Below are 12,877 nucleotides of genomic sequence, written 5' to 3'. Positions count from 1 at the left end.
GCCCTCCTTTCCTAGTTTAGGATCTCTGCCTACACAACGCAGCAACAGATACGACCATATATGCAATCACGCCTTAGGACCTGCATAGTAGAAAGCTTAGTTCGAGAGATTCATAAAGCCTATATCCCAATAAATTTGCCGCCCAATCCATCTTTTAAAAGGGCGGTTTTATATAAACCGTTAGAGTAAGCTATGAAATCCTTAGGTGTATTAGAAATAATTGACGGTTTTTACCTCAGACCAATGTTGATTGACTTTTACTCGTACATATACGCAAGCGGTGCTACTCTTTTCTTAGATAGAAAGGACATAATCGTTACCATCTGACCTATTATTGTTTGAAAATAAAGAAAGAGTATCAGTGCAACTGATGATATTGAAGAGCTATCTCATTATGTAGCTGTACCTAATTACGGCATTGGGAAGCTAGACACGCAATCACCCATTTCTGCGTGCCTTCTGCACGATATTCATAAGATTTTATTACGCGGTAAACGCGGTACGTCCAAAAGCCTTAGCGAATTTCGCAAAGCACAAAATTAGCTTGGCGGTACGCAACTAAAGACAGCGTCATTCGTGCCGCCCACTCTTACCACAGCCCCCACTCTCTCTACCACCATCCCCGCTTAGAATCGCGCCAACTCATCACCGGTACCTCGTTAAATACCACACCAGTCTCAAGGGCGGTAAAATGCGCCTTGCTGCATTTAATCTTCAGCATTTCTTTAAGGCGCAAATCAAACTCGCTATTCTTTCCTTTTGTTTCCAGTACAAAATAAAGCTTTTGCGCGCCATCTCACTCTAAAAAAACCACCCAATCAGGCGTATAAGAACCAATGGGAGTGGCTATTTTAAAACTTCTTGGCAGTTTAAAAAACAATCTTACATCAGAGTCATTATCGAGATTTTGCGCAAACTCTTTCTCAATACGGCTCTCACAAATCTCATGATCATAAATACTTTTCTCATTGACCACCGTCGGCCCTATGATCGCCTTTTCCGACCTAATTTTACAGATGTAGAATCAATCTTATTATGATGCGCACATCCAGAGATTATTTTACCCTCTGCATTAGAACCAAAAACATGAACAATACACAGAGGCTTCGGTAAGAAGGCCAACCGCTCAATCTACACAAAAATACATGTGCAGGCGAATGCCCTCCATAATATGCAATATTTCAAGCCCGTCCATAGTGGTACCCTTTTTAAAAATTGTGTCTATGGCTTATAATAATCTCCAAAATATACATTTAGCCCTTGTCTGAAATAGCTCAATTTTGGATTGATGAGAACGAAAACGCGCTGCGATAATCACGTTGTTCAGCCCTCATGACCGGCAAAAGGGCGCCAATATTCCTGTACCACCAACGACTAACTAACGGTATTTCTTATCATTTTTGATCATATCCTCCACCCTTATTATTTTAAAATTTATACATTTCATCAACAAGATGTGCGCAGCGAGCCCGTACATCTTCGCTGTTCAGTCTCCATGTACGGCCTGCGTTCTCAGACACAAAATCATCTTTAGCCGAAGCAACTTGATATTGCAGAGCTTGTCCATAAAGCGTATGCACAACTGGTACCCCATAAACATCGTATAGTATATAAAAAACACAATAAAGTCAATATGTTGCTTGCAATTATTTTATAAGAATCCACTTAAGAATCCATACTTTTATACGTGATTCATTTGACCATTTTTTATATAAGATTGCCATGGATGAATAGACTGTAAAAAGCAAATCATGATGCAAATATTATAACGCATGTAAACGTTCAAATGAAATGAAAAGCAGATATCATTCATAACAGTTCATAAATTTTATGGTACGTTTTTATCACAGCACAAATCACATTATTTAAAAATTTAGTCGTTTGAAAATATCGATAACATAAATTGTATAGGTTTAAAAAATGGTATGAGTTTTGCTCTTTTTTGAGCTAAACCTTCAAAGGAATAATCGTTTGAAACGGTCATAAGCTTATAGGTTTAGTTTATAAAGATTGCATAAAAGGATTTAAAGACAAGATCGATTTTATAACCACGGTATTTTTTACCGAGGTAGGAAATAAAGGTCATGAAATTCAAAACGCTATATCTCATGAAATGAAAAGCCTTTTAATGAATAGATTGCAGGCTAGTCTTTAAGAACGGAACTATTCGCTTCCACAAAAAAATGGAGGCAAATAATGCCATGGCAGTAGAATAACTATCTACTTTAGATTTGGTACTAAAAACGTTTTAAAAGTTATAGTTTAAAAATACGAAACCAAATGAGCTCTTTCCAAATTTGGGGGCAGCTATTAAGACAAAGATAAGCAAACAAACTTCAAAACCATTGTAACATCATAAGGTATGGGTTTTTACTCAATTTTGAGTCAAAAGCTGTAATATTTAAGAATGCTTTATTCTAAGATAACATCTCCAAAATGGACCGGCTAATATTTAAAGAAATTAGGTTTTAATGAAAAGTACAAATACGCTTATGAGAACCTCTTTAAATGCACGTTTAAACGTTTGAAACATAAAATGAGATCTTTATAAGAAACGTTAAAACTTTTTTTATTACAGTTATAACTTAGTTATCATTTGCTCTTAAGAACGTTTCATTTATGAAAAACGAAGATCTAGATTTCACAGCAGAGCAAAATCTTAAAAACCTTACACTTTATAAAAGCGTTTGTTTATTTATCTTATGAAAAGCTGCTTTGTAAAAACCAACGCTCGTAAATGTAAAAAGAACGTTTTTTACAGATATTTATTGAATATGCATTTGCTTTTGATTGGATTGTTAAAGCTACCGAGCATTTTGATTTGTTTGATACGTTTGATAGCCATAACAAGCGTTTTATAGGCTCTGTAATTCAAATGAGTGAGTAAAAATCAAACGCATCATTTACATTCCTTTTGATAAGTTTTCATATCTCTAATAGAGTGCTTGCAATATGATACGTTTTGTATATATGCATTCATTACTCCATTGTGGATGATTCATTTTAATCAATAAGAAACGCTATTTGAAAGCCGCGTCATATCACTTGACACGGCTTTTTTATGTTACTCTCTCTTTTATGATATGTTTATAGCAATGCATTTTATATGCGTTTATAACCATAAAGAATGCACACCCCCATGTCTCTTTTTATTCTGTTTTATCAGTTATATTGACAACATTATCTCTTTCATACACCTCACAATTTTTTGGAACCAACCTTACTTTGCTTTTTTGTTGATTTTTGCATTGCCATAAGCACGCCCCCAGATCGTTGCACAATATGAGATTTTAGCATTGCCATAAACAGAGCCATAAATCTCACAAGAGCCACTCACACAAGCATTCCCATAAACCTTGCCATAAATTTTAGCACGACCATTAATAACAGCATAATTATAAATTTTTGCATGGCTATAAATACAAGCCAATCCAGAAACCTTGGCATGACCATAAACGCGTGCATAACTAAAAACCGTAGCATCATAAGAAACATGTGCATGATCATAAATATGAGCATCAGCAAGAATGCGGGCACTACCATTCACATGAGCATTACCATAAATATTGCCATAAACATGAGCATTGCCATAGACAAAAGCATGGTCATAAACTTTAGCATATTGAGAGATAAAAGCTTTTCCATAGACCTCAGCATTGCCATAAACTTGACCACAGACTTGAGAAAAATGGCGTATTTTTGCATTTTCATACACTCTTGCATGACCATAGACACAAGCCTCATCATACACCCAGCAATTACCATCATGAGAGAGGTTATCTTCCTTTTCAATAAAGCCACCCAAGGCACCAGCCTTAACATCAGCAAAGTCTTTTAATGCTTTAATGCGATAAAGGGTATGATTATTAATTACACGCGTTTCATTTGTGAGTGCAAACTTCTTTTGCATGAGCACAATTCCTTTATAGAGATTTAAATTTTTAAATGAGATGTTTAAAGGAGGGCGCCCCCGCCGCGCCCGCGCGTGTCATTTACGCAGCATCACTTTCATATTCGCTGTCATTATCATCGTCATAATACCCTTCAAAATCAGCATAATACTCATGACGATAATAATCATCTTCGCTCCCAAACTCAGGATATGCATCATCACAGATATCTTCATTAGCTGTTAAAGAGGCATTGCTATGAATATAAGAATTCCCTGAGATAAGAGCATCACAAACCATGGCATCATCAAAAACACGTGCATCATCACAAATATAAGCAGAGCCACTTATTTTAGCATTGCCGCCGACATGAGCATTATCACAAATCACAGCGTTATCGGAAATATGAGCATGATCAGTGACACGGGCGTTATCATAAATTTGTGCATTGCCTTCAATTACAACGGCGTTGTTAGCATGCGCATTACCAGACAGCTTTGCATTGTCCTTTAATGTCATACCTTCAAAAATAGCATTCCCATAAATTTGAGCATTACCATAGACATCAACAAAAAAGCTTTTTACTTTAGCATTTCCAAAGACGCGTGCATTTTGAAAGACCCGAGCTTTATTATACACCCAGCAATTACCTTTATGAGATAAGTTGCTTTCATTTTCAATATACCCCCCCTAAATCGCCTTTTTTGACATCATCAAAATCTCTTAAGGCCCTAATTCGAGTTAAGAAATGACCATCGATATATTCACAATCATCAATAAATTCGTATTTTTTTGCAGGCTCTTGTTGATTAACAGACGCGGTTTCATTCGCAACCTTTTCGCTACATGTTTAGTGTTTTCATCACTTGGTTATTTATATAACAAAATACGTATTTATTGTCAAACAATATTTTATCTTTTTTATGTTTTTTTTATTTTTTAAATACGTTATGTATTGATAATATCTTATGCTTATTAATTGCTTCTTTTATATTTATATGCTTTTAAAGCTATATTATAGGTTTTATGAAACGATTGCGTTATTTTCTGAATCTATACATTTATAATATTTAGAAACGCTCTCATAATGCGTATTTTAAACTTTATAACCTATCAATTTTGTCACTAAATGATTTTTAAGATTTCTGTTAATTTCTTTTAATAACACATTTTAGACTTAACAGCCTTTTATAGGGACTGTCTTTATAACAAACGATTTCATTTGCATTTTTGTATTCTCTATAGCTGTTATGTTCTTTATAGCCATGGCATCATTTTTCATTTTCATAAGAGAAATGATAAATAGGATAATTGCGATTTATTGTCTGTTATGAAAACACTTATGAAAACATCTCAATAGAAACTGATCATTATAGAGATGAGCAAAATCCCTTTTAATAAACTTTTGTCAGTCTTGTCAGTTCTTTTTAGAACCTATATCATTTTTTTCAAATGAGAAAAATTAAAATCATTATATTTCAATAAGTTAAGTTTTATCAATTTTTCAAAAAAACAACCTATATCAATAGTACAACCTATAAATTCAACTAATGCTCTATGTTTTGTAAGGTTTTTGGGGGGGTAGAAACCTTCAAAACCTATAAGTAATATAAGAATACATAACCCTCTTTAAACAAAGCTTTTGAAAAGGATAAAGCTATCATTTTAAATTACGGTATAATCTCTTAAAGGCAATCCAAATAAGAGTATTTAAAAGTGCAAATGATTTCTTTTTAGAATAACGCATATAAACACTCTTTTTAAAGATTGTATGTAATCAACTTAACAAGAGAGGTATAGATTATGGTTATAAGCTCTATCCCCCTTGTGAATTTAGCATGCCTATCATGTGAACATGCTTTATAAGTTATTCAGTTTCTCTTAGTTCTAATTTTGGTAGGTTCTTAACGATTTTCATTGTCTCTAAACTTACGGTAATAACCCTCTGAAATAACTCTAGAGGGTAGGCAGGGTTGCCAATGGTTTCAACAGCATAGCGATTAGCATCATTAACAATGCCACTCTTTTTATCAGTCTTTACACATTGACGCCCCATAACCCATTCAAGAGCGGGTTTACCATTAACGATATACGCATAAGCTTCAAGAGGGATATCTGTTATTGTGATATTGCTATTATAAATAAAGTTGATTTATCTTTCTCTTTACCTGCTTTTGCGAATTTCATTTCAGTTACATAATCGAATTTCTCAGGATTAGAGATTTCTGTAACTTTTGGATTACCCTTTTTAAAAGTCACTGGATAAGGTTTTACATCTTCATAATTCACGTGCAAATGATCCAGTTCACGCCCTGTTACAACAGGGCTCCGTTTTCATATGAGGGGGTTAATTCTTATCAAACGAATCAAAACGAAGATTATTAAATCCATTTTGAATGAATAGTGAGAAAACTGGAAAAAATGCTAAAAAAGCCGATAATTTTTTCAAAAGGGTTTTTAAAGGTACTTATCCACAGCCCATGACACGGGGTCAGATCAGCAAAATAGTGAAATTTGCTGTTCGTTTTATGGAAAAAAGACAAATTTGATATGTACATTAAAATATCATAATGATTATTTTGATAGGTTTTATGAGTCATTAAAATAATCTAATTTGTCAGTTCAATTTACAGACACAAACTGACAAATATATATTATTGATTGTATTTAAGGTTGTATTGTCGATATAGGTTGTATCGTTAAAATACTAACATATTGAAATATAATGTTTTTAATTTTCTCTCATTTAAAAAAAATAATATAGGAGCTAGAATGAACTGACAAGACTGACAAAACTCTTCTGATAAGGTCACTCAGATCATTTGCTTTTGGAAAAAAGTTCCTTGATGAGAATGCCATAAAAAGAGTTTTGCGTGGTTGTCTTAAAGACTTCAAAAGAGATTTCTTTATTGTTTTATGCTGTTGTTTTTAACCAAAGGATGCCATTCATACCGTCTATCAGGACGCCGACCTAATTCATTCCCCTCTATAGGAAATTCACGAATATAGTTACAACGACATAAAAGCTCTAAAGCTTGCTTAACGATTTGATTATCTTTTAAAGAACTCCAACATCGTCTATAGATATCTCTTGCTGTAAAAACATCGGGTCAATGATCACAGCGTTCAACAATCAATTTTGCACGCTCTGCTGTTACTGTATCCCCCGCCGCATAAAGTCTTTTGACATGGCTTAACAGATATTTTTCCAAACGCAAGGCTGTTGTAATGGCATAGAGTCCAATTTCAAAACGACCACTATCAAGAAGTTCAAAAATCAACGCAAGGCTTGCTATGGTCTTTGGCATTTTTAAAAGATGCGATTGTAAGCTTTCAAAAAGGTTATTCTCTTTAGCTTTTTTAAAAATCTTTTGCATCCACTCACGAAAGATCTCTTGAACATCAGCAGAAAAACGCATGACAAGCGGATGTTCAGGAGAACCAAGGGGTTTATATCATAATGAGAACGTATTAAGCTAAGAGGAGATGCCAAATTCTCAAAGGAGAAGTGCAATGCACCTTTACGAGTTTTTTGGACTTCATGATTTTTTGTACAACATTATGCCCCCCAAGATTATGTGTCCTTAAGCAGCTACAGTCGTTGATACAATATCCTCAGCAAGCATTTGTTCATCTTGCACATATATTTTTAGTATTTTTAATAAAATTTTTTGGAAGATTTCTTGGTACGGCACGCGATACATCAGTGCTAACGTTCTCTTAAAAAACACACAGATAATTAATCAGCTTCAAAAAACAACCTTACCAATGAAGTCTAGCTAGAGGGTTGCATGCACAACGCAATAATGGCACACTGATTCCCACAAGCGTGCTTCACATATTGTACGCGTAGCCTGTACAGAGTCTACCGCTCCTAAATACTCAGACGTAAAAACGTAATGCTACTGGATCGTATAGTGACCGCAGTTGCACCCTTAAACACCGGTTCCTACCCATATCATAATGCTTGACAAAAGCATCATGCCATCATAGCAACGGCTTTGCGTAGGGGTTCCACAACATAGTTCTATAAATTGTTGACGCATTGCCAAGCTAACAGTTTTCTTGCCCACCTACGCCAATGAGACCATCACTATCCTCTTTTTGAATCGTAAAACAAAATGATTTCCCATGAGCGATAAACCATCTGCTCAAAGTCCAGCTAGCTCAAACTCATAGCATTCTAAACCTTTAGGCTCGCTCTTCCCCCAAGGGGGCATAGTCAGATATATCACTTCCCTCACCTCTTCACGCGCTGGGATAAAAAAATCTGAAACTACGAGGCAACGCTGCATTTGTATGCAGCGTTGTTGTTAGGAATAAGCTTCTATTGAGATAGTTCTAATGGGAAGCACCCACAGCTAATGGTATAGGGATTAATTTGGATTCTTTCGAAATGCTATATATAAATTTAATGTGCCGCCCCACAACACACCATCAGTGAACCCACTTAAAAGACCAAAAAGAAGGTTAAAATCAAATGCATATTTCAAATCAGGTACAACCTTGAGAAAAACAATCAATGTGAATTTGATGACAAAAGCGATAAGAATAAATGTCAGCGTCAACGGCGTACCAGGCAGAATAATGAAATCCGTTCCCTCTTTGATTTTTAAACGCGCAGTAGCACGCCAGAGCAACCAGCCAACGCCAAAGCCGATCATCAGCCCTGCCAACATTGCGATTGCTCCCCAGCGTGGGAAGGCCAGCTGGTTAATCACATCGCTTGCGCCCAAAAAAAGAAAGACTAACGGCAAGAGAAAAAGGCGGTAAACCTTCGTTTCCCTATCTTTCAATGCGATTATTCCCCTCGCAATGAGAAAAATAAGCAAAATCCAAGCCCATAAAGGGGTTCCGGTCAGAATGTTAAACAATGACATATTATGCTCCATGATGTTTGATGCGATAAAAATATTGCATGATGTTAGGAAGATATTTAGAAAAAAGAATACCAGTACAAATTAAACCCATAGTGATTAACCAAATCTGGGGGGGGCCATGTAAAAAAAGCCACTAGAAGACCATTGGCAAAAAAGATGATTACCCAAATCCATGTAATATATTTATTGATGAGATAAAATAGGATATGTTTGCGTTTTTCTTCAGAAACACCAGCACTGGCATAAAAAATGGTAAAGGGTTTCTTTACCAGCAAGCTAATCAATGAAACCAGAGCAAGTGACACATAGCAAAAAACTGTGGGGTAGTTCAGTAAAAGTGTAGACCATCCAGCGAAATAATTAACAAACAGGACAATAACTGTCAGAATGTTAGTAATCATCACGGGTTCTCCCTGCCGGACAATTTTAATATTCACAGCAATAATGAACAATAAAATCACAGTTAAGATGAGAGAGCGTTCGACCAGAGTTAAAAAGTTTCCATTGATAACCCAGGAGTAAATACTCCACGGAATAAAAGAGATTATTATGTTAAACATGGCGCATCCTCCTTTTTATATTTGATAGAAAACTTACCGCAAGTGCTTCGTTTTTTAGTTTCCGTATGAATATAAAAAACACCACCCGGTTCATACTCTGTATCCTGTTTAATGGTCAACTGATAGGTCTCTCCCGGATAAACTGCTTCAATGAACTTTACTTTTTTCAGCGCAACAGATGCGATATTTTTCGTCCTACCCTGCGTGGCTAAAGCCAGAACCATCTCAATCAATAGTGAACCAGGACATACGGCGCGGGAGGGGAAATGTGCCTCAAAAAGCGGGTGATGCGCATTAAAGGAAAAAGTACAAGAATCTCCGGTTACGGAGGAAATCTTACATAAATCGCCTAGTAATGGAAGAGCGACTTTCTGAGAACACGAGCCAAGGAAGCAGACCTTACTGACCATGATGATTGCCTGCGCAATAACGGCCTTTCCATTGTCATATGTGCTAGCCTTACAGTGAATACGGTAGGCCTCATTAATGCGTTCAATATGTCCTTCAACGCATAACCGATCGCTATCAAAATGGGTGGTAGAGAAAAACTGTTCAACCATGACAGGGAGATAGCGATAAGTGAGATCCGAGTTTTTAGCCACCACGGTGGCGAATCGAACTGAAAACTGATGCAAGGCTTCGAGTAACAAGCCCTGTTTCAAATAGTTATGGGCTAAATTCCAGTGAGAAATATTGATTTGCCCGCAAGCACGCATCGGTGTGGTTAAGGTGATACTCTGACATATACCCAAGAAATTTGGCTCGGTGCGATGCTTTATAGCCATAATTTGGGGACCTTTTTATATTTTTTTCTTAAATCCTTTGATGATAAACCGAAGGAATGAGCGCTAAACCGCGCTTGATAGTGCGCGAGAAGTATCGGCATACGACAAACGAAAAAAGCCAACAATCCCAGCTCAGGAGAAGCCCGATGTTTGCTCATGATGCTTGCAATTAGAAAATCGACATTGGGTTGCAGTCCTGTATTGTCTGAAATAGATCGCGCAAGCGAACTGAAGGGACGCATAGGCACCTGAAAGCGTGAAAAAAAGAAATCAACCCGGACATCCCGTTGCATAATCGGGTGACCAAACCCTGGCCAGGGTTTGTCTTTGCAATAATGCGTTACCGCCGCCTCAAGATTCCCGGCTTCAATCTCATTGAGGACACTAGAAAGTCGCATGATAGCATATTTGCAGGCTCCCATATGCGCGGGGCCAGTGGCACAAAACCCACCGATTAGTGCAGAAATGACGTCGCTCTTGGTACTGGCAATAAATCTTATCGTGGTGGTTGTGGGTGTCACAATACCAAACCCGCCCAGCAGTAGAGACATGCACCGGCAAAGCATATCAATATCCCAGTCGGAAGAAGCTTCCTTGCTAGTTAATGCTAACCAAAAAGCACGCTCAAAGGTATTGCAATTTTCGATCTCCGGAAAATCGGAAAACTGTTGGGAAGAGCGCGCCAATGCAATAATCCACGGCATCAGCAAGATAATTTTAAGACAACTACCGTCGCTTACGGGAGCCATGACCTTACCCTGAGCCGCCGAAACCTCAACTTGCGATAATAACATCATAAATCGCTGCGTTAAACTCAAAGATGGCAATGCATTGATCAGTTGATGCATCGCCTGCAGTTTGGCTGTAGGGTTCGTCTTTTGCAGTTCGGCGCTAGCATTCTGAATCAGCCGATCCATCTGTTCTTCATTAAGAAGGTTGCCGGTCAGTGCAAACCATGCGTTCTGCAAATAACGGTTTTCATCGGCAATATCAATCAAATTACATCCACGAATAAACAATACGTTATTATCTAAATCATAATTATCAATAACATCATCTGACATGATTTACTCCTGCTGCTCCGGTGACACGCTATAAAACCTGATGTTGACATTTATCGTATGCGAATTCCCTGATACAATTTCATTACACAAATTATCAAGTTGCATTACAGGACTCCCTTGCGTCATAAACTAGCAGGCATTTCCCTCTGGATGAGAAAAGCAAATCGCTATATTCGACGAGGGTGAGATTAATACGCCCGCGCTTTTTCATATAGGCTTCATAAATATCCGGCAAATGATAGATTTCCTCAGTTAGTTCGGACAAATCAAGGTTGTGAAATACTTCGCAGCAGATTTTAATATCCATAATCTCTTGTCTATCCGCGGATAAAGACAATACGATTTGAACAATCACATCGGGCAACCTTCGATTAATAATTTTGAATATTTTTTCATGGCTAATCAAATTTCCCATGAAATTAAAATCAACAGCATTGCGTTTAATACCTTCAAAATAGAGGTCACCATTTTCAACGGATAATGTGCCCATATCGCCCACGGAATATCTGATAAGTTTGCGCGAGACATCGGGATCCAGCGATGTCACTAGCAGCCCTCTCTTATCTTCATATTCAAAGAAGAAATCATCGCTGAAGAGCAGGTACCGATTAAGCCGCCCTTCGGCGGACATACCAATGAAACCGCACTCCGACAAACCATATAAACCAATTATCCGCAGATCGGCGCCCAGCATCTCGCGCAGATAGTTTTCATGCACACCCAGCATCGATTCACCGGTAAGACTACTTTTTTAATTGCCAGTGGAACCCCAAGGCTGAGCATAGCTTCAACGAACTGAACGATGGTGCTGGGCACACCAAACAGTACCGAAAGCCGTATTTCAGCCAGAAACTCGAAATGACTCTTCAGCAGCAGGGCAATATCGCCAACCGGCACGACATGTGCACGGCAATGTTTTACAATTTCACACGCCAAGTAGTGTAAAGATGAAAACAGATTAATCGTAAACAGGTTGCCAACAACATCCCCTGGGGAAAAAAATTGCCGCGCGCGCAGGTTACGAATTAAATTATGCTCTGATGAGCTGACCGCTTCCTTACTGGATTTTAGACGAACGCTGACCATTTTCATCGCCCCGGTGGTGCCGCTTGTAGCACCAAGCAGCATGGGTAAGTGTTCAGCCGCAGAGTCCAGTTGAGTCAAAGAACCACTATCACCAGTGGTCGAATAAACGCGTGTACTTATCCTAACCGAATCGCGAAAAGCAATGTAATCGAGTGCATGGCAGCCAGTTATTGCCGTTATACGTGGTTGCATTTTTGCATACATTTCAGCACAGAAATAATCCATGATAACTCAGACCTTTTTAATGAAAATTGCACAACCCAGAGCTGCTAGACCTTCTCCAAAAGTATCCAAAGCAATATCTTTTAAATAATGAAGATTACGCATTGTTTCACGCTTTTGTTTATTGCGTTCTTTAATGGGGTCACAACCCTCATGCAAAACAGAACGCCATTGATTTGCCAATTGACGCGCTTTTTTTAAAGAAACATGTCTTAATGCACCCAAGCCCATTTCGCGGCGCCGACCATGAATGGTATAACGATAAAGCCATTGAGCACCTCCATCTTTACGCTTATGAAGTAACAAGCCGGCACCATCATTATATTTGCCAGCTCCCAATGTTGCGACAGACCTCGCATTAAGACGGTTCATAAGAGCCATTTTTACTCC

At 37.7% G+C, this 12,877-nt stretch carries 8 protein-coding genes and 6 pseudogenes; all 14 read right to left on the bottom strand.

Features of this window, described 5'->3' with window-relative positions; genetic code table 11:
* Positions 1-610: 610 nt before the first annotated feature.
* Positions 611-976: pseudogene (locus ACFIMG_RS00350) on the bottom strand (hypothetical protein).
* Positions 977-1,427: 451 nt separating this feature from the next.
* On the bottom strand, positions 1,428-1,580 hold the full coding sequence (locus ACFIMG_RS00345) for a hypothetical protein (RefSeq protein WP_375679276.1): 153 nt from the start codon (positions 1,578-1,580) through the stop codon (positions 1,428-1,430).
* Between the two features lie 1,569 nt (positions 1,581-3,149).
* Positions 3,150-3,910, bottom strand: a pseudogene (locus ACFIMG_RS00340) (hypothetical protein).
* An 82-nt stretch (positions 3,911-3,992) separates the two neighbouring features.
* Positions 3,993-4,668, bottom strand: a pseudogene (locus ACFIMG_RS00335) (hypothetical protein).
* Between the two features lie 1,089 nt (positions 4,669-5,757).
* A pseudogene (locus tag ACFIMG_RS00330) lies at positions 5,758-6,212 on the bottom strand (type ISP restriction/modification enzyme); the annotation flags it as partial.
* Positions 6,213-6,796: 584 nt separating this feature from the next.
* Positions 6,797-7,342: pseudogene (locus tag ACFIMG_RS00325) on the bottom strand (DUF3987 domain-containing protein); the annotation flags it as partial.
* A 483-nt stretch (positions 7,343-7,825) separates the two neighbouring features.
* Positions 7,826-7,963: a hypothetical protein gene (locus ACFIMG_RS00320; protein WP_375679275.1), complete on the bottom strand. Its 138-nt coding sequence runs from the start codon at positions 7,961-7,963 to the stop codon at positions 7,826-7,828.
* Between the two features lie 303 nt (positions 7,964-8,266).
* Positions 8,267-8,770 (bottom strand): hypothetical protein, encoded by a 504-nt coding sequence (locus tag ACFIMG_RS00315; protein ID WP_375679274.1) that lies wholly within the window; start codon positions 8,768-8,770, stop codon positions 8,267-8,269.
* A gap of 56 nt (positions 8,771-8,826) precedes the next feature.
* Positions 8,827-9,330 carry a hypothetical protein gene (locus tag ACFIMG_RS00310; protein WP_375679273.1) on the bottom strand — a complete coding sequence of 168 codons (504 nt, stop codon included), beginning with the start codon at positions 9,328-9,330 and terminating at the stop codon, positions 8,827-8,829.
* Complete coding sequence (locus tag ACFIMG_RS00305) at positions 9,318-10,115, bottom strand: beta-hydroxyacyl-ACP dehydratase (protein ID WP_375679272.1); 798 nt, start codon at positions 10,113-10,115, stop codon at positions 9,318-9,320. The genes ACFIMG_RS00310 and ACFIMG_RS00305 overlap by 13 nt, the downstream gene beginning before the upstream one ends.
* Entirely contained in the window at positions 10,106-11,179 is a 1,074-nt protein-coding gene (locus ACFIMG_RS00300; protein ID WP_375679271.1) for a citrate/2-methylcitrate synthase, read from the bottom strand. The genes ACFIMG_RS00305 and ACFIMG_RS00300 overlap by 10 nt, the downstream gene beginning before the upstream one ends.
* Before the next feature lie 94 nt (positions 11,180-11,273).
* Positions 11,274-11,906 (bottom strand): hypothetical protein, encoded by a 633-nt coding sequence (locus tag ACFIMG_RS00295; RefSeq protein WP_375679270.1) that lies wholly within the window; start codon positions 11,904-11,906, stop codon positions 11,274-11,276.
* Positions 11,849-12,490 (bottom strand): hypothetical protein, encoded by a 642-nt coding sequence (locus tag ACFIMG_RS00290; protein WP_375679269.1) that lies wholly within the window; start codon positions 12,488-12,490, stop codon positions 11,849-11,851. Before ACFIMG_RS00290 ends, ACFIMG_RS00295 begins: the two co-directional genes overlap by 58 nt.
* A gap of 36 nt (positions 12,491-12,526) precedes the next feature.
* A pseudogene (locus tag ACFIMG_RS00285) lies at positions 12,527-12,868 on the bottom strand (Arm DNA-binding domain-containing protein); the annotation flags it as partial.
* Between the last annotated feature and the right edge of the window lie 9 nt (positions 12,869-12,877).

Origin of the sequence: Bartonella sp. AP11XZML (genome assembly GCF_042196445.1) — a bacterium.
GTDB lineage: Bacteria > Pseudomonadota > Alphaproteobacteria > Rhizobiales > Rhizobiaceae > Bartonella.
Note: the sequence above shows the minus strand (reverse complement) of the source record. Positions and strands in the feature narration are given on the sequence as shown.